Genomic DNA, 22861 nt, shown 5'->3' on the forward strand with positions numbered 1-22861 from the left:
TTGAGCTTCCGTTTTTTTATGGCTGCAATCTATGACAGGTTGTTATGGCTTTGTCCAGATTCGAGTATTGAGATCGAGTTCATCAACGATATTAATAACAAACTTTAGATCGTAATAAATAGAAGCAATAAATGTTAGTGAGTCAGCTTGTTGGAACAATTTAGGTTCAAAATAATTTTTAGAGCTTGAAATTGCAATATACAGATGATCATTAACAAATGAGAAGGCTATCGTATGATCTGAGCGGTTACTGAAATTGATCAGCCGCTGCACCATTGCTGGCGACAGTAAATAACGTGCTTCTACTTGATCGTTACTGTACACATTGAACAGTTGCGTAAACTCTGGATCTTCAAGAATAACTTGTTGTTGGTTATTGCTGAAAATATCGGAGAGTTTTTGTCCCATCGCTGAAAAAATACTATGATTTTTCGGCATGATGGTCGTTTGACCTGAGAAATGTTTATTCGCATCCGCAACGAAAAAGAGCCCTTTAAAAATCGTGTGCCATTGGTCTTGGCTTTTGCCATTGTTATCTCGACCTTGGGTTTTATATTCCGTGTGTAACTCAGAAAAACGTAACGATGTTTTATCAATTTGGCCTTCAATAAAATCTTCACCGCGATAGCGATCATAGTGGCGACCAAAGAGGGCACTATTTTTATAATCTAGTTTATCAATACATTGTGTTGGCTTATAACTAAAGCTGCTATCAATAGAACTGATTAATTTGGTGACAATTTTATGCTTATAGTCTTTTTTATATTGATCCCATCGCTTGCTGTATAAACGGTGCATAACGATGGCAATAATAATCGAAAAAATAATACCAAAAGCTTGAAAATTATACATAAAGCTTAATGGAATGATAATAGCGGCAAACCCGACACCAAGCAGTAATGATAGCCAATATTGTTTGATGACTTTTTTACGATCCTGATCAAGCGCTTCTAATTGAGGTTTAAGATGGGTTTCGTAAAGTACAGTAAGTTTACTATCCATAAATACTGATGTCCTACTGCTTAAATAAACGTGCCGCATCAATGTTAGTGCGTTCTACGTCTGTAATTTCAAATAACGGTAAAGTGGTTAACATCATTTGATTGGCGATAAAGCTTGATGGAAACATTTCAATGGCGTTGTTATAACGTGTTACTGCGGCATTAAAACTACGACGAGCGGCTGAAATTTGCTCTTCCGTTTCATTAATTGAACGCATTAACAGGGCTGTATTCTCACTTGCTTTTAAATCAGGGTAGGCTTCAACCGCAATTTTAAAGTGAGAAACAGCTTCTGATAGCTGTTTATCTAATTGTGGTTTATTTGCCGTATCGACATGCTGTGATTGTTGTCGTAATGCGGTTAACTCAGTTAGAACCGACTGCTCATGCTTCATGTAAGCTTTAGTGGTTTCAATTAAGTTGGGGAGTAAATCAAATCGCTTTTTCAGCATGACATCAATGCTTGCCTCTGCATTTGCTACTTGGTTCTTTTTACCAATAAGGCTGTTGCGCATTGCAATATATAACCCAGCAACCAGTGCTATAAAGACGATTATACTTATTAACATTGTTATTTTCCTTTATATAAACCAGTAGCGAGGAACAAGGGGTGTGGCTACCTGTATTTAGGTTTCCTTTAGTTATAACGAAAAAAGCCTTGTCAAAACAAGGCTTAAATGCAGATTAATCGTCATTATTAGGTTAATTTATGAGGCAAGAGTGGCTGGTACTGGAGATTCTGTTAAGTTTTTTGTCATCATGCAAAATTGACGACGTGGTGTAAAGCCATGCTTTTCATAGAAATTACGTGCACCCGCATTACCGATATTGACCTCAAGTGATAATGCTTTAACGCCATCTTGAATGACCAATGCTTCAAGTTGTGGTAATAATTCAGTTCCAATGCCATGTTGACGCCAATCTGCTTTTAAATAGAACTGATCGATTAAACCAATTTTACCACCATGCTCAAGACTGAAGCTGTAGCTAACAATAATATGCCCAGCAATATGTTTAACGCCGTGCTGTTCTACTTCAATGAACCATGCCTGTCCCAATTCTGGATTACTTAGCAGTTGCTTCGCCGCGATCATGGTCTGCTCTGCCTTTTGAGGTAAGGCCTCATAATCAAATAATTCATCGATTAACTGAAGAAATTTATCTAATGAAGAAAGTATTGGTGTGCGAAGAGAAATGTTCATACTGAGTCCCTAAGTTAAAGCCTTATCTTGAAAGCTTTATTGATTACAACGTGTGAGTAAGTTGTTGTATTTGCATAGAGTGAATATTTTTTTAATTTGTAATCTAGCAGATATATGACAATTGAGTCATAGAAATGTTCATATTTTTAATTAAATAACGGCAGCGTTAACTATTTTTATTGTTGTTTGTTGCCGTTTCAATGTGTTTAAAGCATGAATGTGTTCGAAAATGAAGTTTTTAATGCATATCTGTGATTTGCTTCCTATAATACCGAATCTTTTGTAAGTAGCGGAGCCAGTCAATGAGGCTTGATAAATTCTTAGGTACCACTTTAGGTATCACCCGTAGAGAAGCCGGTAAACTTCTTCGTGATAAAATGATTGAAGTTGATGGCGAAATTGTTCGCAGTGCTTCTTTCTCTGTCGGTGACGATAACAATGTAGAATTTAACGGTCGTCCACTTCGCCTGCAAGGGCCTCGTTACTTCATGTTAAATAAACCACAAGGTTTTGTGTGTTCACATGTTGATGATTTCAATCCGACTGTTTTTGTATTGTTTGATGAAGTTAGCCCTGAAAAAATGCATGTGGCTGGACGTTTAGACAGTGATACAACCGGCTTAACATTATTAACAGATGATGGCCAATGGTCACACCGTATTACTTCACCACGCCATGTGTGTGAGAAAGTATATTTTGTAGAAACGGCTGATCCTATTGTTGCTGAAAATATTGCGCAATTTGAAGCTGGTGTACAACTGAATGGTGAGAAAGAGCTTACTCGACCTGCAAAGTTAGAAATTGTAGGTGAACGTGAGGGTGTCTTAACCATCACTGAAGGTAAGTATCATCAGGTTAAGCGTATGTTTGCTGCGGTAGGTAATCGTGTTGTCGGTCTACACCGTGAGCGCGTAGGTGCGGTTGAACTAGATGAAGATCTTGAACCTGGTCAATACCGTCCATTAACGGATGAAGAGATTGCATCATTTCTAGCTAAATAATCTTAATGATTGTTTTAAAAACTAAAAAGCATAAATAGCCTTATTTGTGCTTTTTTTATAAGTGATATATTAAACAACAACATCTCTTTGGGTTACAACCGTTAGAAATTTTTTATTTCCTATTAGGAAAGAATGATTGTTGTTTTTTAGCGTACAATAGGGTCATTGTCTCTTCAATAGCAATTATATTCGGCCTATCGTTGTTATTTTTATAAAAAAGAATCCTTATGACTCAACAAGCCTCATCTAAATTGAGTTTACAGCTCATTCTCATTCTCGGTGCAATTGCCGCTTTAACTCCTTTTGCTATTGATATGTATTTACCGGCAATGCCCAATATTGCCAAAGACTTTTTAGTTTCTCCTGGTGCTGTTCAAGTCACCTTAACCGCTTATACCGCAGGTTTTGCTTTTGGTCAGTTAATTCATGGCCCATTAGCTGATAGTTATGGTCGTCGTCCGATGCTCATTGCTGGTACGGTGAGCTTTTTAGTGTTAACTATTTTAGGTGCATTAAGTACTAATATTACCGAGTTAACTATTGTGCGTGTAGCGCAAGGTTTTGCTGGTGCGGCTGCGGCGGTTATTATTGGCGCACTTGTGCGTGATATGTTTGAACGCGAAGAGTTCTCTCGAACCATGTCATTTGTGACACTGGTTATGACTATCGCACCATTAGTTGCCCCAGTATTGGGTGGTCATCTTTCCGTTTGGTTTGGTTGGCGTGCGGTTTTTTGGGCGTTAGCTGTTTTTGCTGTTATTGTTTTAGTGTCTATTCTTTTCCAAATTAAAGAAACGTTGCCCAAAGAAAAACGGATGCCGTTTCATTTATCGTCAATCATAAAAAATTACAAACGACTACTATCTAATCCAGTTGCATTTGGCTTAGTGTGTTGCAGTGGTTTTTCTTTCGCTGGTATGTTTACATTCTTAACCGCTGGCTCTTTTGTCTACATTGATATTTATGGCGTCAGTGTTGAGAATTTTGGTTACTACTTTTGTTTGAACATTCTTTGCATGATTTTGTTTACGAGTATCAATGGCCGTTTTGTGAAACGAAAAGGTACCCATTGGATGTTGCGGTTTGGGTTAGCGATACAATTAACCGCTGGTGTGTTGCTATTTTTGGGGCAATGGCTAGGGTTAGGCTTATGGGGTGTTGTTATTCCGGTTGCGTTATTTATCGGTACACTCTCTACTATTGGTAGTAACACCATGGCGTGTTTATTATCGAGCTATCCACAAATGGCGGGTACTGCTTCTTCTTTGGGTGGAACGTTCCGGTTTGGTATTGGTTCTATTGTTGGTGGTCTGGTTGCATTAATGCCGGATAGTAATGCATGGCCAATGGCATTGACCATGGCATCATGTGCTATATTATCGGCTGGTTTTTATTGGTTCCTTGCCCGCACAGCTTAAAGGTTGTGTGGTGATTTGATATTTTTGGATTGTTTGAAATAAATCATGACCATTTTTTTTAATGAAATTTACAATGTAGTTAACAGCGGGTTAGTGGCTTTACAAGAGGCACAAGCAACAGGTAAAGCACAGAAGAACCCTGTCAGTGAAAGTATTTTTTTGAGTGCTTGGGTAACAAAAGTGCTTAAACAACATAGTTTTGATCGCTGTGTAGTGAAAACATTGCAGGAATGGCAGCAACAATCACGAACCATGGGTAAAAATGCACAGTTAAAATTGCATTTTGAACGTTTAGCGGAAACTTATGCTAAAGTCACTGATGAGCAAGGACAATCAATTGCGATTACATCAGCAGTAATGACAACGTTTTATACCGCGTTAGAACAGCAAGATTGGCTAGTGACTAATGAATACGAAGTGAATCGTAAAGTGAGTCACCATACAGACGGTAAAGCATCATTAGTTGTTTGTTCAGCGCAATATGCAGCATCAATGAATGATGAGGGTGAGTTAGTTAAACCTCTATCTTTGTACGTACGTGGTAATGTGCAGCAGTTTATTGATACGGCTTACCAACATGGAATTTTGTTATTCAAAATTACTGACTATAAGTCTAAAGTTAAATTTCATGGGGAATACATTATTTACCCATCAAATACGGGTTCTCATTTGCCAGAGCTACCGACTCGAATACTATAAACTAAATTGATTTTACCCCCTAAGCCGCATTATTGCGGCTTAGTTGTATTTGAGATAAACGAAGAAAGAGAGGGTAAATAGCGTTAGGTGGTTATCGTACTGGTTTTATTGAAGCCATCTATTAATATGATGAAAGAGTGCCAGTGTTATCGCAAGGATGGCACAGATGATAAGTGTGATACCAAGATCGCCCACTATAGCGGCTTTATGTAAACTGGCTCCAATGACGAGATAATAAAATAACCCCAGTAATGCGCCAGCAGTGCCTAAATGATCACGGTAATTATTTAATGCGGTACTTAATAAATTAGGTAAAGCTAAACCAAATGACAGTGATATAAAAATCATCGGTAAGAAAAACCAAATTGAGGTTTGTAATAGATAAACGCCAATACTACTTATGAGCAGTATGATAGATGCAAGGGTGATGATAGTTTGTGATATGACATGTCGACGTAGTAATCGCATATTAAGCATTGCACCAAGGATTGAGCCTAACGCCAGTACAGCGCTGGTATAGCCGAATAATTTAATGCTGACATGTAATTTTTCAAACATAAAAGGGGCAAGGCTATAATAGGAAAATAATGCAATGTTAAAAATGGCAACCATCAACATGATGTACCAAATGTGAAGATCTTTCAGCATTTTGGTGCCGATAAAGAGCAAGCTATCTCGTTGGGTTTGGGTTGGTTTTGTTTCGGGTAATTGCAATAAGCTCCAGCAGAGTAAGCCACTGGTTAGTATTATCATGCCGATAAACACCCATTTATAGCCGCCATTAACGGTTAACCAACTGCCCGTTATCATGCCAATAATAGGGCTGATGCCAATGGATGTTCCAATAATAGAAAATACCCGTCCGAGCTCTGGACCTTGGTAACAATCACGAAGGATCGTTTGAGTACAGACTGAACCCACCGCCGCTCCAAAGGCACAACAACCAAAGCCTATAAGAAGTAATGTAAATGTCGATGCGTATAAAGTGAAAACAGCAGAGCTGATAAAAATAATGAGTCCAATCAGTGTCGAATAACGACGACCGATGATGTCACACATTCTACCCCAAAAAACGACCCCAACAGCAAAGGTGATAAAGAACACCGACATGCCTTGTGCTGCAGTTGAACCCGTAACGTTAAAATGGGTTTTAATTGACGTTAATGCTGGGCTATACATGGTTTCGATGATTTGTGGAAACATTAATAATGTCACCGCTAACGGCATTGATATTTTATTAATATTGTTATTCATATGATTTTTTATAAATTCCATGATGTCGTTCTAAAAATATAAGCTAAAACGATTCTTTTTATTAATGCGTAGGATTGCTATCTTGAATATACGTATTGTTTCAATATGGTAATTATTATAAGGTACTCATTTTTGAACTTATATTAATATAAAGACTATATATATTAAATTAAGGACAGGTGACGTCAGTAATGGCATATATTGAAGAAGGTCAACAATTTTGTCCCAATGACTTTGATGGTTTAGTTGTCGGTCTGGCGGCGAATGTTGGTGATCATAATTCTGGCGAGCATCGGCATGACAAAGATCAACTATTATTCTCACACCATGGTTGTATGGTAATCACTCTTGAAGGGGTTAAGTGTGTATTGCCTCCTATGCGCGCAGCTTGGATCCCTGCTGGGATGTTGCATAATGCGCAGATGACCAATGTAACTCAGTATCGCTCGTTGTATTTTGATCTAGCTTTACAGTCACAACTAAGTCGTGAAATGAAGATTATTGATATTAATCCATTGATGGCGATACTGCTTGAAAGAATGTCAATGTGGCCGTTTGATAAACCCAATAATGAGCAATTAAACTCAGTTAACCTATTGATAGAAGAGCTTAATTCTGCTACTGAAAGTCATTTAAATCTGCCGTTACCTGATGATGTTAGATTATCTAAGTGGCTTGAAGGGATTAATGATCCCGATTTTATTGCACCGACGTTAGCTGATCTTAGTCTGTTAGTGGGGGCGAGCCAGAAAACCATTACCCGCATTTTTAATAAAGAAACAGCAATGCCATATCAGAGTTGGCGTCAACAATGGCGATTGTTAACCGCAATTGAATTATTATCGCAACATCAGCGTATTACTGATATTTCATACCGTTTAGGTTTTGCGAATGATAGTGCTTTTATTAGTTTCTTTCGTCAAAAAACAGGATTCACGCCACTGAATTTTATGCTTGAATCTAAATCGTAATTTTTAGAGATGATATATTTTAATTGTCATCGCGGTAAGATGAATATTTGTTATTATTGACTCGTTTTTTGCGAAGATTTAACGCCAAATAAACATTTAAATAACCTGTAATATTGTAGAATATCTATTCTACGCAAAGCTCTCATCTTGATATTTTTTAAGTTGAATATTGATATTAATAAGTCATGATAGACTTATTAATTACCGCAGTAATACAGATAGTATTAAGATAATAATTATTGTCACTGTGAGAGGGATAACAGATTAATAGGGACATCTATGCCTGTTTGTTGTACTGAACATCAGTCTACTCATATTTCTACACCTTTGATCTTATCGTTTGATGAGACATTAACTTTCTTTCCATTTGTATTGGAGTTCTATGATTGGCGAGATGGTTTGATTATGTATCGTGCTTATCGTGATGGACACCGTGAGTTATTAGAAGGCAGTTGTTCGTTTTATATCGAACATATTGAATCACTGGCTGGTGGTAAAGCGTGGATTGAAAGTATTCCCGCAGGATTGGTTGATAAAGCCCGCGCTTATGCTGATTTGGGGGTGTACATGCTCAAGATGGCGGCAATGAGTGATAAAGCTCGCCATTTATTAGCCCAACGTCCAATATTACTTTATCTGATGTGTGAACGTTATCCATTAGATCATGAACAAGTATTAGCTTTATGTGAACTAGGCCAACGTAAGATATTAGCTCATTTAGGCTTAGCATCGTGCCGTTCAGCGTTGCGTTTTATTGATCGTATTCAAAGTGATTTTTCCACCCGTTCTGTGGTGATTGTGATCCATCGTTTGCTCGATCCTGAAATGATGACATTTAAACTGTTTCGGCATTATTCAGCAATCACGACTTTAACGTTGCAAGTGTATTTACAATGGCCAACATTAACGGGCACAAAATTAGGCTTTTATTTAATTAAAGCGTCACCGCGAGAACGACTGCGAATTAATCAGATATTATCGGATGTGTTTCAGTTAGGTTATCGTGTGCTTGATGTTGATTCAGTGCGACGTATTCATGCTGTAACATCGTATGATGAATTGAAAAAATTACATGATCGATGGTTAATTGCTCAAAAAACAGCAAAAGTTATACCAGATCCAAGTTGCGACAAGGAGTATGAGATTCCTTATGATGGCAATAGTAATATTGTACCGATTCGAAATTATCAGCAGCTTGAGCTTGAAGGTATAGAACAAAATCACTATGTCGCTATTTACCATCATCGGATTATTAAGGGTGAGTATTTAGTGTATAAAATGCATATGCCAGAACGCGTCACCATAGGGTTAAAGCGACACTATTTAGCTAATGGACGGGCGAGTGATATTTATACGGTTGATCAAATTCAAGCGCGCAATAATCGTTTACCATCGTATGAAACCTTAGAAACGGTGTATAGCTGGCTTGATAGCGTTAGAAAATAATGCCGAGATTATTGTCGGTATATTAAGCATAAAATTTAAATCGCATATCATGTATTTATCAATATGCGATTTAAGCTTTAGCCGTTAATTTTTAATCAAGATCGGATCGTTTAAGAATCAAATTAGGGTTAGGGCAGTTATTGCGGTAAAAATCTAATTCAATGGGATCAACAACGCCAATATAATCATCAGTGTTAGATCCCATATTCTCAATGATCTGTAAATGAAGATGCGGAGCCCAACCGCCATTTTCTGCTGTGGTGCCGATTGCCGTAAATTGTTGACCTGCATTTATAAGATCGCCAACCTGCAATTGTGTATGTGCGGCTTGGTGAAGATGACCATATAAAGTAAAAAAGGTTATTCCCTCAAGCTGGTGGCGTAAAATAATAGTGGGACCGTAATCACCTTCATTTTGATGATTAGCAATACTATGGATTTTGCCATCAAGCGGTGCAAAGACAGGTGTTAAAGAGGGGACACCCAAATCGATTCCCATATGAACGGTACGATTTTTACTGTCACTAAAATTTTCTTTATCTTGATAAATTAGCCGTTGTTCTGCATAACGACCAATCACTATTTGTGCGTTCATTGCTGTTGACTGACGGGCTATTTCATCAGCAAAACTGTGATTGGTGCTAACACTTTGCCAAAGCGCACTGGAAGGGGAAAGATCAACAATGAGTCCACGCCCAAATTGAAGTGGCTCTGGGATCACCGCATGAAACTGATGAGCTTGAAGTGCACTGGTTAATGGTGTCATGTATGTTGTCCTATTCATCATCTTAATTAGCCGCCGTAATGAGCGTTGCTGCCTTTTTAGGGACGATAATCATCGCAATTACATAACCGACGGCGGCAATTGCTGTTGGTAGAATTAAATCAATATTGACAAATACACTGGTTAAATAGCCGCTTAATGTCCACGCAAGGCCTACCATTGCACTCGACATTGCCATAACCCAGCCTTGATCTGCTTCACTGGCTCTGTCTGATAACGCCGTAATGTAAAATGGAAATGCAATCGCCACCATAACGGCGGTAAATATCATCGCAGCAATATGTGTATTAGGTGTAGGCGTTATTGCTAATAAAATCATACCAATCGCAGCAAATAGGGTCGTGATCCGCAATGCTGAGAGTACGTTAATACGCGCTAGAAGGAGTCGAGGAAGCAGTAATAGCGAACAGATCATGACTACACCGATAGCCATCATAAAATATTGGTAGAAGCTGCTTTCTACACTAATGCCCCATTTCTGAGGGAAAATAAACGCGATATTTTGAAAGTATAAACTCCAACTAAATTGGCAAATAAAAACGATCGCTAAACAAGCCAATAAGCCCGATTGGCTACGTTTTAATGGGGCAACAAAAGAGAGTGGATTTTCGTTGTGTAAGGCGATTTGCGGCGGTAACCGAACAAGATTTAGTAGTATTAAACAAAAGATAGCAATAATAAGACAAGCGTAAAATGGTGCTTGAGTGCCATAGGTTGCTGACAATTTACTGCCTAATGCTGGGCCAAATGACATCGCCGCTGTCATTACGATCGCCACCATACTCATTAATGTCGCTTTGGTTTTGCCACGGCTATTATCAGCAAGAATCGCTTGTGCAATCGGCTGGCTAGCAGAGCCAAGGCTATTGATCATGTTACCTGCAAATAATAATGCAATAGATCCGATGACAATGGCATAGATAGGCATCGCAAAACCAATCGCAGCAATGATCAAACATAAGACCATGGTTACTTTACGGCTAAAGCGGTCAGCAAAACGCGCAATGAGTGGGGTGAAAAACATGGAGATAAAAGGAGCGGCTGACATTACCGTACCAAATAAAGTACGACGTTGTTCGATTGGCATATTTTGTGCGATAGCAAGTGAGTGATCAGTTAAAAATAAACTCACATACGCTGGGATCGTAATAAAAAAGCCCGCAGAGCCAAGGAAGATAATGCAATAGAGCGTAAATAAGGTGGTAGGTTTTAACTCCAAATGGTGAGTTGTCGTTGGCATATGCTGTGAGATCCTGACTGCGAGAATAATCGACTATTTTAATCAGGTATTACGATGAATCAAGTTATTACTGGTTCATATATTAATAAATAAACAACGCCTTGTGGGTAAAGACCAATCACAAGGCGTATGTTTAAGCGACTAACGAGGAGAATTACTGGTTAATAGTAATCTCATTGTCCAAGTCTTTTAATGCCATTTTTTGAATGTTAATGCCAAACATCATCATGATTAGGCACCAGTTTAAGTAAGGTAATTTACCTGCACCTAAACTTTCAGTGACGTTCTCTGGTTTCCAGTTAAATAATGCCGCGATATTTTCAGTGGTCATTTCTGCAAATAAACCGCTGTCGATCAATTTTGCGAACTGATCACTAGTCGGGCAAACAAACGTATTTTGACTGCCAAATGCAGAAGGCTTAAATAAGCGTAATACACGTTTGATTTCGTCAACTTCAATCACTTTACCATTGGTTGCGATGTTAGGTCGGCCAATCAGTGCGGCAATAAAACACCAGCAAGGGTAAGGAATTGAAGAAACATCTAGTGGCTCTTTTTTATATTTAGCAGTCCAATTACAGATGTTTTTTTCTTGTAGACCTGTTGCTAAAGTAAGTTGCTTGGCATCATACCCATTATCTTTTAATAGGTTAATTGCTTCTGCAACTTCAGAAACTAAAGGTTTGCTCCAAGTTGCAAAAGGGGTAAAGACATTTTCTCTAATCAAAACGATATTCCAATTGACAGTGTAATACAGGTGTTTTGCTAATTGTTGATGATCATACGTGTTCAGCGCTGTATGTCTATTAATATCCGTCGATATAAATAAGATAGAAACAAGTTATTCATTACCAGCGGCAACTGTACTATTTAAAATAATTAGGCCATAGGACTAGACGACTGGTCTAGTCGCGTTTATAGTTATCACATGAAAACAAAAACAAACGATACACGTCAGCATATTTTAGATATTGGTTACCAACTTGTGGTCACCAAGGGATTCACGAATGTTGGCCTGTCTGAAATTTTAAAAACAGCAGCGGTACCAAAAGGTTCTTTTTATCATTATTTTAAGTCAAAAGAGCAATTTGGTGAGGCGTTAATTCAACACTATTTTGAGCAGTATTTAGAACACGTTAGCGCAATTTTAGAGCAAGGCACTGGAACCGGTTTTGATCGCGTAACTGATTATTTTTCACGTTGGTTAATTATTGATAATGGCACCTGTAACGTCAATAAATGTGTGGTGGTTAAGCTCAGTGCTGAAGTTTCTGATTTGTCTGAACCAATGCGTGAGGCCTTGAAAAAAGGAGCTTATAGCATTGTAAACTTGATTGCATTATGCATTGATGATGGTATTAAAGACGGCTCAATTACGGTAGCCGACAGTCAATTAACGGCTCAAACCTTATATCAATTATGGCTGGGTGCGAGTTTGTTTTATAAACTTAGCCAAGATGTCACAGTATTACAGCAAGCGTTAATCACGACTAAAACGCAGCTACAGCTAGTCGTTTAATGGCGGTTGCTTATTAATTATCCCATTATTTTATGATGGGATTTTTTAAAACCTAAAACTAGACGACTGGTCTAATATTTAATAAAAAGAAAAGGATAGCTCAATGACAAACCTAAACCGCAAAATCGTATTAGCATCTCGCCCTGTTGGTGCTCCAACAGCTGATAATTTTCGTCTAGAACAAACCGTTATTCCTACGATAGCGGCAGGGGAGATTTTATTGCGTAGTGTGTATTTATCATTAGACCCTTATATGCGTGGTCGTATGAGTGATGCTAAATCCTATGCTGATCCTGTTGCGGTAGGTGAGGTTATGGTTGGTGGTACGGTATGTCAAATTGAGCAGTCTAATCATGCTGATTTTGCACAAGGTGAGTGGGTGTTATCTTATTCAGGTTGGCAAGATTATGCTGTTTCAAATGGTGACGGATTAATTAAATTAGGCATGCAGCCAACACATCCATCCTATGCGTTGGGTGTGATGGGAATGCCGGGTTTTACCGCTTATATGGGTTTGCTTGATATTGGTCAACCTAAGCCAGGCGATACGATTGTTGTGGCGGCTGCAACAGGTGCCGTGGGTTCAATGGTGGGCCAGATTGGTAAAATTAAAGGTTGTCGCGTTGTGGGTGTCGCAGGTGGCGAAGAAAAATGTCGCTATGCCAAAGACGTGCTAGGTTTTGATGATTGTATTGATCACAAAGCTGATGATTTCGCAGTACAATTAGCAGCTGCTTGTGATAAAGGCATTGATATTTATTATGAAAATGTCGGTGGTAAAGTCTTTGATGCAGTATTACCGCTACTTAATACGGGCGCTCGTATTCCATTATGTGGTTTGATTTCTCAATATAATGCCACTGAATTACCGCAAGGGCCTGATCGCATGTCGATGCTAATGGGCACGCTATTGATTAAGCGTATCAAGATGCAAGGTTTTATTATCTTTGATGATTATGCAGATCGTTATGATGAATTTGCCACAGATATGAGCCAATGGTTAGCGGAAGGCAAAATCCATTATCGTGAAGATTTAGTGCAAGGGCTAGAAAATGCTCCTCAAGCGTTTATTGGTTTATTAGACGGTAAGAATTTTGGCAAATTGGTTATTCAAACCAATCAAGCTCAATAATAAGGTGAATAGAATATGATCACACTTCATCACTTAAATAAATCACGTTCAAAGCGCATTATTTGGTTATTAGAAGAACTTGACTTAGCATATGAAGTTAAGCCTTATTTACGTGACGCCGTCACGTTTTTAGCGCCACCAGAATTGAAAAATATTCATCCGTTGGGAAAATCACCAGTTATTGAAGACAATGGGGCGGTGATTGCTGAATCTGGCGCTATTACTGAATATTTAATTCAGACTTATAATCCTAATTTAGCACCTAAAGTGGGAACACCAGCTTATATTGAATATTTACAATGGCTTCATTTTGCTGAAAGTTCAGCTATTTTACCGTTATTATTAAAGATGTTTGTTGCTAAAGATGGTGCTAAAACTAATTTCTTAGAAGGCTATGCAGACGTAGAAGCTGAAAAAGTTATCAGTTATTTTGAGCAGAGCCTTGAAGGCAAAACGTATTTAGTTGAAGAACGACTCACCGGAGCAGATATCATGATGTCGTTTATTGCTGAAATACTGCAAAATAACGGAATGATTGTGAATTATCCTAATATTCAACGCTATCAAGCTCAATTAGCAACGCATGATAAGTTTATTAAAGCGGATCAGATTGAGCAGCAATTGGGTTAACCGTTATTATGGTTTATTAAAGGTCACTTTTGAGTGACCTTTTTTGTTATAAGGAGTCATTAAATAATGTAGGCTCGATTAAGACTGATGTCGGGGGTGGGTATTATCGATAATAATATCGTTGCCTGTTTGTGTGCGTATAATAATTTGGGGTCGACCTGCATACAATGCCAATAAAGCCCATACCACACAAACACTTGTGGTCATTAATAAGGGCAATGACCAACTGGCTGTCATTTCGTGTAACGAACCAAAAATGAGAGGACCACTGGCCGCTAATAGATAACCCATACATTGTGCCATGCCTGATAATGCTGCGGCTTGATGTGCATCGTGAGTACGAATACCAACAAAAGACAGACCAAGAATAAAGCCTCCACCACAACTAAAACCAATACAAATCACCCACACAATAGCGTGTTCAGGCATCAATAACAGTCCTAGAATACTAGAGAATGACAATATTGCGATTATGACACTCATTGTGCGTTTATCTTTTATTTTTGCCATTAATGGAATAAGGATCAGTGCCGGCATTGCTGTTGATAATTGAAGAATACCGTGAATATAACCCGCTTGATTCTCTGTATAGCCATTATCAACTAATATGCTTGGTAACCAACTGATAAATATATACATAATAAATGAGTTAAGGCCGAGAAATATTGTCACTTGCCACGCAGCAGCTGAACGCCATAAATAACTATGGCTATCTATATCTGCCGTATCGACTGATGGTCGAGTATGAGTACTTAATTGTGGCAACCACATCAAGATAGAGACTACGGGAAAGATAATAACGCTAGCTAATGAAAATGCCCACGATGGTATTACTGTAATGTGGAGTTTTTCTGCTAAGTTCAACAGCGGAATAGCAGTGCTAGAACTGATGGTTGAGCCAATCCCCATAATAAGTACATAGATGGCTGTTAATGTTGGTACTTGAGTTGGAAAGTCTCTTTTAAGCAAACTGGGTAATAAAACATTACCAATAGCAATACCTATCCCAATAATACAAGTCCCTAAAAAAAGTGTTGCTATTGAGCCTGATGAACGAATGATAACCCCTAATGAAATCAGTGTCAGGGCGATCATCAACGAAGATTCAAGGCCTATTTTTCTTGCTAGCCCAGAAGATATAGGTGAAAAAAGCGCAAAGGCCAGCAAAGGTAGTGTTGTTAACATGCCTGCTTGTGTGGGGGATAAGTGAAGATCATGCGAGATAAACTCTAGAATAGGACCTAAACCGGTAATCGGGGCGCGAAGGTTACTGGCAATTAATAAAATACTGATAATCATTAACGCGGGGTGCGCGACTTTACGAATGGAGTGTGACATATCTGCCTCCTATAAAAATATGAAGGTCATAATAGACTTTACATTTATTTCTTTATTTGGTTGTATTGACATTTTATAGCCTAAAACGGTCATATTATGAATGTTAAAACCAATGTTATGGGGTTTGATACCGATCTATACCCACAAAAGGTACTAGCATTACGGGTTGCAGGTATTGAAAAAGAAGAGGAAGCGCCATTCCACCATCATCATAAAGGGCAATTAGTGATGCCGTTAACTGGGTTTGCTAAATGTTATATTGACGATGCAGTGTGGATGGTGCCAGCACATTGCGCTGTTTGGATTCCGAGTCAAGTACCGCATAGCAATCAAATTTCGATGGATGCTGATGTGTGTATGCTGTTTGTTGATCAAGATATTATTGGAATGCCAAATAAAGCGTGCACACTGTCTGTTACCCCATTATTGCGTGAATTAATTATTCGTTTAGCACAAGAGCAGCAAAATTATGCTAAAGAAGGCGCAGTAGCACGTTTAGTTGATGTGTTGGTTGATGAATTGATAGTAATGCCAACCGAGCAGTTTGATTTTCCTATTCCATCTGAAGCTCGGTTATACCAAATTGCGCAACGTTTACTCACAAATCCTGGTGACAGAAAAACCGTGGGTGAGTGGGCGGCACAATTTGCAATGAGTGAACGAACATTAGCACGCTTGGTTAAACAAGAAATCGGCCTCACTTTTGGTCGCTGGCGTGGGCAGTTACATATTGTAGTGGCATTACAAAAGCTCTCGATGGGGGAGTCGGTACAACGGGTAGCGGAAGATTTAGGTTATGAATCAGTGAGCGCATTTATTTTGTTTTTTAAAAAAACCTTAGGGCGACCGCCAAAGCAATACATGAAGCAACGATAATTAATGACTATTATGATGAATATGTGTATTGAAATAAGTGGGTTGTGATAAACGATATAAGCATAGTGATCAGTGGTTGTGCGTGGTAAATTAAGTAACTTGTTTAGTCTGTATTGTTTTGAGTAAGGAATACGTTATGTCCCGATGGTTAGCCTATCATGGTGACAGTATCTATTTGGATGAATTGATTTATCAGCCAGAGCATTCATTAATTCAGCAAAGTGTCGAATCGAATAAAAAGCGCACTGTTCGTGCGAATGGCGACGGCTTTGGTTTAGGTTGGTATTCTCATCGTGCATTGCCGGGCTATTATCATGATATTTTACCCGCATGGGGTGATGAGAATTTACGCTCACTAGCGCATCATATTAGTTCACATCGTTTTATGGCACATATTCGCCATTCAACAGGATCCCAAGTATCTCGAGTTAATTGTCATCCGTTTGTGCTCGATAATTGGATGTTTTTGCATAATGGTCAGATCAGTGGCTTTGATCAGGTAAAATTCACGTTAGTGCGTCAATTAACGGAAGAATTATTTTTAAAACGAGTTGGCACGACTGATAGCGAATTAATTTTCTTAATGATGATTAAAAATGGGCTTCGCATTGATCCTATTGCCGCGATTAATCAGACTTTATATGAAATTGAACAAGCAATGGAAGATAAGTCGATAACGGGGCCGCTAAAAACGTCGCTTTGTATCTCTGATGGTGAGCAATTTTGGGTGGTGCGTTATAGTTCTGACCATCAACCACCACCAGTGTTTATCCAGTGTTCAAACAAAAAAACTATTATTGCTTCTGAGCCATTAGATCATTCTGGTTCATGGCAAAAAATTCCGCGTCAAACCATTACACATATTGTTAATCATCACTGTACGCAGTATGACTTAATTATTGATTAACCAGTGGTGTGTAATATTGAAAAGGCAGTCTAAATAGGCTGCCTTTTTAATATCGGTGATAATCGTAATCAGCGATGTTTACTGTTCTATTATATTTATTGTTCAATTATAAATATTAAACAGTGTTAATTAAGCCCCCTTGAATGGGTAAATGGCATTGGTATCTGATGTCATTTTGGTAATAATTCTATTTTGAAGATTATTGGCTGTTGCCATTGCTTGATTAGTGACGGTTAATTCAAAATTATTTAACAGTGTTTGTGCTTTTTGAGGCTCAGTTTTATAGATTGCTAAATAATCTTTTTGTGTTTGTGCCATGAGTGCAATTTGTTTCTTTTCAAATTCGGCATAGGCTTTTTTCACCATTGGTGCAAACTGATTATAGTCTGTCATTGCAAGGGTCTGTACCTTACGTAATTGCCAATAAGCTGACATATTATCAGCGATGGTGCCAACGCCTGTTTTGTAAATAGCCGGAATTTTTGCACCTTGATAAAATGCGATATAAGGGGTGAGATCGGTCATGCCCCAGCCAATGTAAGCCACTTCGCCGATCGCCTGAGGTAATGCTGGGTTAATTTGAAGAATATGGGATTGATAGGTTCTAAATACTGAGATAGGACGATAAGTTTCTTTAGGATTAACGTTAGCATAGGGATCATGTGAGGTACCTTGATAATGATTTCGTAGTCCTTGTTTAACATCCTCGACCGATAATTTATGTGCAGGCTCAGCAAAGACAGGAAAAGCCTGTGGATCGGCTAAGGTTGTTTTAATGCCGTTACTGTACATATGTTGTAAGGCGTGTACGCGTGGATAATTATAAAGACGATCGTTGTTGTTATCGATGGAATAGGCGCGATGAAAATTAAATTTACCCTCTTGTTTAGGCTTATATACACCTTGAGCAATAGCAAAACTGATCAGCGTTGGGCTAGAAAGGTATTTATCGGTGTTGTCAGGATCAAAATGTTGTAATCGCCCTTGATTAGCAGAAACAAAATAATTGTTATTATCGAGTTTGGTTGCCATCCATTGGTGACCGCTGCCTGTTTCTAAATACCAGATCCCCGTTTTATCAACAAAAGCCACCCCAAAACCTTCTGCAGCACCTTGTTTTTCAATAATCTCACCTAAGAGTTGTACGCCTTCTTTGGCTGATTTTGCTCGCGGTAAAATAACATTAACAATCGAATCTTCATTGATACCGGCTTTTTCATTGTAAGGATCAACGGCAAGGACAGTGGGGTTGTTATAAATAGTTTCCGTGGCTGACATTCCAATTCCAAGCTCATTAAAACCCGCAGAACCAAAAGAAGTGTCATGCGTTTTTGCTTTAGAAAAACTGCTATAAGCAAGACTGGTTGCAGGTAAAGGGTAAGTAAACGCATTGCTACTAGAGCGAAATTCACCCGTTTTATTCGTTTGATGAGGATGATTAAACCAGTGTGGATTGACTAATGGGCTATGGTCTGCGTTTCTCGCAATAATATAACTACCATCAGTTGTGGCTTGATTACCGATAAGAATTGTTGTGCAAGCTAAAATTGACGGGGAAACTGTTGCCGCGACCACAGCGTAAAGTAATGTGTATTTCATAAGATACCTCTCCATTGCCGTTAAAAAAGTGCTTATTACTATAGGGCATAGAAATAGGGGTATTTGCGTGAAATATCACACTCATTACATCGTTTAAAAGCATTAATTGATAACTAAGTTTGCATCTATTAATTTGAAATTTGTTTGTGCAGTAACTATTTTATTGATCTTATACAAGCAAAGCTTAATGAGTTTTTTTGATGGTTTCGATTATTTTTATTTCTTAATAAGCGGGTTTATGTAACAAGTTATAAGTTTCTGTTTTCAAATTACAATCCTATTAAATGACGGCTTAAATCCTTTTTCCTTTGAAAATCATAGGTAAAATTTAACTAGCGTTACGGTTTGGATGCTGATAGTGTGTCTTCCCTCACACACAGCGTGAGACATTTATGCGACGCAATACAAGTCAAATTAGCAACAACGTAGCTCCAAATATAGTTATGGGACTAAAAGGTTTAGACAATAAACTCGTTCCTGCTCTAACGATTGGGTTTATCACCTTATTCGTTCTTTCTGCTTTAATTGATATGCCTGCTTTTACCTCAATGATTCAAACATCATTCAGTTCTGCTGCAAATAACTTCGGTTCAAGTTGGCAGTGGTTGATGTTGGTGAACTTTTTTCTAGCATTAATTGTAGCGATTAGTCCATTAGGTAAAAAAGTGATGGGCAGTGTTGCTAAACCAACCATTGGCACTTTCCGTTGGTTAGCAATGATCATGTGTACGCTACTTGCTGGTGGCGGCGTTTTTTGGTCTGCCGCAGAACCTATTTATCACTTCATGACCCCGTCTCCATCATTTCCTGGTGTAGAAGCGGGTACGCTTGCCGCAGTAACACCAGCATTAGATCAAGCCTTCTTACACTGGGGTTTTCTTGCTTGGGCTGTACTCGGTACGCTTTCAACGATTGTTTTAATGTATGCTCACCATGAACATGGCATTAAACTTCGCCCACGCGCTTTATTATTTCCGCTTTTTGGTCATCGTTTAGAAAATCATTGGGTAGGCAGTGTTATTGACGCATGTTCAATTATAGCTGTGGCTGCAGGTACTATTGGACCTATAGGCTTTTTAGCCTCTCAATTAGGTTATAGCCTTGAGTTATTAACGGGCTTAGAAAACAATACCCAATCACAGCTGATTATTTTAGCTGTTGTTGTCGCTATTTATTCTGCTTCAGCAGCTTCTGGAATGGACAAAGGTTTACAGTGGTTATCACGCCTTAATGTTATCGGTGCGTTTGTACTGTTAGCGGCAATGCTAATCTTAGGGCCAACAACTTTCTTATTGAAAGAGTTTGGTTCTGCGTTTGGTAGCTACTTACAAAACATGGGTTCAATGAGTTTGACGACCGTAAAGCCTGAATGGAATTTATGGTGGACATGGTTCTTCTGGGGTTGGTTCATTGGTTTTGCACCAATGATGGCGATCTTTATTGCCCGTATTTCTGAAGGCCGTAGTATTCGCAGTTTAATCTTATGTGTTGCTGTTGGTGCACCGATTGCGACTAACTTTTGGTTCGCTGTGCTTGGTGGTACAGGTATTTCATTAGAACTGAATAACCCAGGTATGATTTCAGGACCATTGAATGATGGTGGTCTACCTTCAGTATTATTAGCAACACTGTCTAATTTACCTCTGAGTTATATTCTATTACCTGCGTTTTTAGTGCTAACTACAACCTTTGTCGTCACAACAGGTGACTCAATGGCATACTCGATTGCGATGGTCGTCTCGGGTGATAATGAACCTAGTAGTAAGCACCGTTTATTCTGGGCGATTACCATGGGTGTCGTGGCTGCAGTATTGTTATTAGCCGGGGATGGTGGTTTAAATGCACTACAATCCTTTATTGTTATTACCGCGGTACCTGTTTCATTGCTGATTGGATTAACACTATTAAGTGGTCCTGTTGCGGCATGGAAGATGACATGTGCATCTAAAGTAGCCAAGGCGGCTTAATGTGTGTGATGTGATTTTTACATTCAGTTAGTAATACAAAAAACCGAAAGTGTCATGCTTTCGGTTTTTTTTTATGTCTCTATTTTAATGACTATCTAATCATCACCACATTGATACTAGCGATAAGTAATGTGGTTGATAATTAGATAAGCCGTATTATTTTGTTTCGATATTGCCTTGTTGTATTTTTGCTTTACAGCGTTTCACTAAGGCATGGGTCATGCCTCGAAAAATAAACAAATGAGCTGGCATCATCGCAAACCAATAAAGTAGCCCCATAAAGCCTTTTGGGTGCCACCACGCACGAATGTCGATAGTGCGATGATCACCACAATCTTCAATGGTAAACTCTAATCGACCTAAGCCAGGGGCTTTCATACCAAATAATAACGATAGGAAATGATTTTTTTCAAGACTGATCACTTTCCACGAATCAATTTGATCGCCCAATTGTAATTGTTGAGGATCACGCCGATAACGCTTGAGGGCATCACCACCAATCATGGCATCCATCCATTCTCGTACTCGCCATAATCCATTGGCATAAAAGTAACCTTCTTCACCGCCAACCAGCTGTACTTGGCGCCATAAGTCTTCACAACTGGCATCTGTTTTAAGCGTGTAACCTGCTTGTTTCGGATAGTAGCCATAACCTGTTTGCCAGCGTAGTAGGGCATCAGGATCAAATCCCCAGATTTCGCTTTTAACGACTTCAGTATTCATTATCAGTGTTTCTTGAATGGCTTCTTCATAACTGATCAAATGTTGAGGTATTCGACGTTGAAGTTCACTGCCGTCAGCGGGAAGATCGCAACTTAGTCCTCCAATAAGTGCGCGGGCAATATTAGTTGGAACCGACGTTATAAAACGAAGCCAATAGGTCGCCATTTGAGGGCTTAACCATTTTAATGGAATAACTCGGATTGTTTTGCCATGAACTTTGCTTAAGCGAACCATTTGATCTTTGTAGGTCATTTGTTCAGGCCCCGCGACATCTAAGATTAGATTTTTGTCTTGAGGGCAATCAATAAGCTGAGTGAGATAATAGAGTAAGTTGCGTAGGGCAATAGGAGAGTTACGTGAAGTGACCCAACGCGGAGTTAACATTATGGGTAGGTGATAAACAAAGTCTTGCATGACTTCAAATGCGGCTGATCCTGGTCCGATAATAATACCCGCCCGTAATTCAGTAACACATTTTCCACTATCACGAAGAATATTACCGGTTTCTTTGCGTGCCATTAAATGTTTCGATTGGCTGGTAGGTGATTGTAAGGCGCCAAGATAGATAAGATGCTTAACGTTACTGAGGGCAAGATACTGACTAAAATGTTTAGCACAATCGAGTTCAAATTCAATAAAATCATGACCATGATTCATACCATGAACCAGAAAATAAACGGTATCGATATCTGCAAATAGATCCGTTAAGTCTTGGTCAATATCTAAATCTAATTCAACCAATGTTAGATTATCAATATTTCCCCAGCCACGTTTCTCTAAGAGCTTGAGGTTCCGTCCTGTTGCTGTTACGTGATGGCCTAACTTTAATAGTTGCGGCACAAGATGACTGCCAATATAACCTGAAGCGCCAACGACAAGAATATTTCTGCTCATTAAATAACCACTCTGAATTCCGTGTTGCGATATAGATAGGCAAAAAATTCTGTTATTAAATTTTTTAATATCGCCTTTAAAGATAATGGCTTTTTATTGATTAAAAGCAATAATAAACTGCAAAAGATGATAGTTTTTACAGGTTAATATGATTATTATCACCACAATTATTATGGGTTTTTATGCATATGGTTGTGATAATTCATTTAATAACAAAATCGAGATATATAATTTAGCTAAATCAGATGGATAATTAAACA

The 22861-nt window shown here is 38.6% G+C and carries 21 protein-coding genes; 11 read left to right on the forward strand and 10 right to left on the reverse strand.

From position 1 onward, the window contains the following. Positions 1–42: 42 nt before the first annotated feature. The 3 genes from C9I86_RS10720 to C9I86_RS10730 form a co-directional block, all read right to left on the reverse strand. On the reverse strand, positions 43–1002 hold the full coding sequence (locus C9I86_RS10720) for a DUF3137 domain-containing protein (protein WP_158258939.1): 960 nt from the start codon (positions 1000–1002) through the stop codon (positions 43–45). Between the two features lie 13 nt (positions 1003–1015). After that, positions 1016–1570: a LemA family protein gene (locus C9I86_RS10725; protein WP_080157608.1), complete on the reverse strand. Its 555-nt coding sequence runs from the start codon at positions 1568–1570 to the stop codon at positions 1016–1018. Between the two features lie 138 nt (positions 1571–1708). After that, positions 1709–2203: an N-acetyltransferase gene (locus C9I86_RS10730; RefSeq protein WP_080157607.1), complete on the reverse strand. Its 495-nt coding sequence runs from the start codon at positions 2201–2203 to the stop codon at positions 1709–1711. A 302-nt stretch (positions 2204–2505) separates the two neighbouring features. Here C9I86_RS10730 and rsuA point away from each other — a divergent pair, with 302 nt between their 5' ends. From rsuA to C9I86_RS10745, 3 genes are all read left to right on the forward strand, one after another. Beyond that, positions 2506–3204 (forward strand): 16S rRNA pseudouridine(516) synthase RsuA, encoded by a 699-nt coding sequence (gene rsuA / locus C9I86_RS10735; protein ID WP_080157606.1) that lies wholly within the window; start codon positions 2506–2508, stop codon positions 3202–3204. 227 nt (positions 3205–3431) lie between these two features. Continuing rightward, positions 3432–4622: a Bcr/CflA family multidrug efflux MFS transporter gene (locus C9I86_RS10740; protein WP_080157605.1), complete on the forward strand. Its 1191-nt coding sequence runs from the start codon at positions 3432–3434 to the stop codon at positions 4620–4622. Between the two features lie 45 nt (positions 4623–4667). Continuing rightward, positions 4668–5321, forward strand: coding sequence for a DUF2913 family protein (locus C9I86_RS10745; protein ID WP_107276340.1), 654 nt, complete (start codon positions 4668–4670; stop codon positions 5319–5321). Positions 5322–5426: 105 nt separating this feature from the next. On the opposite strand, the gene C9I86_RS10750 is transcribed toward C9I86_RS10745, so the two are convergent. Next, the gene (locus tag C9I86_RS10750) at positions 5427–6575 is read right to left on the reverse strand and encodes an MFS transporter (protein ID WP_107276341.1); all 1149 of its coding nucleotides are present in this window, start codon (positions 6573–6575) and stop codon (positions 5427–5429) included. Positions 6576–6766: 191 nt separating this feature from the next. Here C9I86_RS10750 and C9I86_RS10755 point away from each other — a divergent pair, with 191 nt between their 5' ends. Beyond that, positions 6767–7546, forward strand: coding sequence for a helix-turn-helix transcriptional regulator (locus C9I86_RS10755; protein ID WP_080157603.1), 780 nt, complete (start codon positions 6767–6769; stop codon positions 7544–7546). A 279-nt stretch (positions 7547–7825) separates the two neighbouring features. After that, positions 7826–8992 (forward strand): PcfJ domain-containing protein, encoded by a 1167-nt coding sequence (locus C9I86_RS10760; RefSeq protein WP_080157602.1) that lies wholly within the window; start codon positions 7826–7828, stop codon positions 8990–8992. Between the two features lie 91 nt (positions 8993–9083). Here C9I86_RS10760 and C9I86_RS10765 read toward each other — a convergent pair whose 3' ends face one another. From C9I86_RS10765 to C9I86_RS10775, 3 genes are all read right to left on the reverse strand, one after another. Continuing rightward, the gene (locus C9I86_RS10765) at positions 9084–9758 is read right to left on the reverse strand and encodes a peptidoglycan DD-metalloendopeptidase family protein (protein ID WP_107276342.1); all 675 of its coding nucleotides are present in this window, start codon (positions 9756–9758) and stop codon (positions 9084–9086) included. Positions 9759–9780: 22 nt separating this feature from the next. Further along, positions 9781–11016, reverse strand: a complete 1236-nt coding sequence (locus C9I86_RS10770; RefSeq protein WP_107276343.1) for an MFS transporter — start codon at positions 11014–11016, stop codon at positions 9781–9783. 154 nt (positions 11017–11170) lie between these two features. Next, a complete protein-coding gene (locus tag C9I86_RS10775; RefSeq protein ID WP_080157599.1) occupies positions 11171–11743 on the reverse strand; it encodes a hypothetical protein in 573 nt (190 codons plus the stop codon). Between the two features lie 201 nt (positions 11744–11944). Between C9I86_RS10775 and C9I86_RS10780 the strand changes: the two genes are divergently transcribed. From C9I86_RS10780 to C9I86_RS10790, 3 genes are all read left to right on the forward strand, one after another. Beyond that, positions 11945–12535: a TetR/AcrR family transcriptional regulator gene (locus tag C9I86_RS10780; protein ID WP_080157598.1), complete on the forward strand. Its 591-nt coding sequence runs from the start codon at positions 11945–11947 to the stop codon at positions 12533–12535. A 103-nt stretch (positions 12536–12638) separates the two neighbouring features. Then, complete coding sequence (locus C9I86_RS10785) at positions 12639–13667, forward strand: NADP-dependent oxidoreductase (protein ID WP_080157597.1); 1029 nt, start codon at positions 12639–12641, stop codon at positions 13665–13667. Between the two features lie 15 nt (positions 13668–13682). Next, on the forward strand, positions 13683–14297 hold the full coding sequence (locus C9I86_RS10790; protein ID WP_107276344.1) for a glutathione S-transferase family protein: 615 nt from the start codon (positions 13683–13685) through the stop codon (positions 14295–14297). A gap of 78 nt (positions 14298–14375) precedes the next feature. Here the strand turns inward: C9I86_RS10790 and C9I86_RS10795 are convergent, their stop codons facing one another. Beyond that, a complete protein-coding gene (locus C9I86_RS10795; RefSeq protein WP_107276345.1) occupies positions 14376–15635 on the reverse strand; it encodes a CynX/NimT family MFS transporter in 1260 nt (419 codons plus the stop codon). Positions 15636–15731: 96 nt separating this feature from the next. Between C9I86_RS10795 and C9I86_RS10800 the strand changes: the two genes are divergently transcribed. Continuing rightward, on the forward strand, positions 15732–16511 hold the full coding sequence (locus C9I86_RS10800) for a helix-turn-helix domain-containing protein (RefSeq protein WP_107276346.1): 780 nt from the start codon (positions 15732–15734) through the stop codon (positions 16509–16511). 136 nt (positions 16512–16647) lie between these two features. Continuing rightward, entirely contained in the window at positions 16648–17418 is a 771-nt protein-coding gene (locus tag C9I86_RS10805) for a class II glutamine amidotransferase (protein WP_080157593.1), read from the forward strand. Positions 17419–17547: 129 nt separating this feature from the next. Here C9I86_RS10805 and C9I86_RS10810 read toward each other — a convergent pair whose 3' ends face one another. Continuing rightward, positions 17548–19017: a C69 family dipeptidase gene (locus C9I86_RS10810; protein WP_107276347.1), complete on the reverse strand. Its 1470-nt coding sequence runs from the start codon at positions 19015–19017 to the stop codon at positions 17548–17550. A 392-nt stretch (positions 19018–19409) separates the two neighbouring features. On the opposite strand from C9I86_RS10810, the gene C9I86_RS10815 reads away from it, so the two are divergent. Beyond that, positions 19410–20984, forward strand: coding sequence for a BCCT family transporter (locus C9I86_RS10815; RefSeq protein WP_080157591.1), 1575 nt, complete (start codon positions 19410–19412; stop codon positions 20982–20984). Between the two features lie 156 nt (positions 20985–21140). Here the strand turns inward: C9I86_RS10815 and C9I86_RS10820 are convergent, their stop codons facing one another. Further along, positions 21141–22601 (reverse strand): SDR family oxidoreductase, encoded by a 1461-nt coding sequence (locus C9I86_RS10820; protein ID WP_080157590.1) that lies wholly within the window; start codon positions 22599–22601, stop codon positions 21141–21143. Between the last annotated feature and the right edge of the window lie 260 nt (positions 22602–22861).

The organism is Photobacterium sp. NCIMB 13483, assembly GCF_003025475.1.
Taxonomy (GTDB): domain Bacteria; phylum Pseudomonadota; class Gammaproteobacteria; order Enterobacterales; family Vibrionaceae; genus Photobacterium; species Photobacterium piscicola.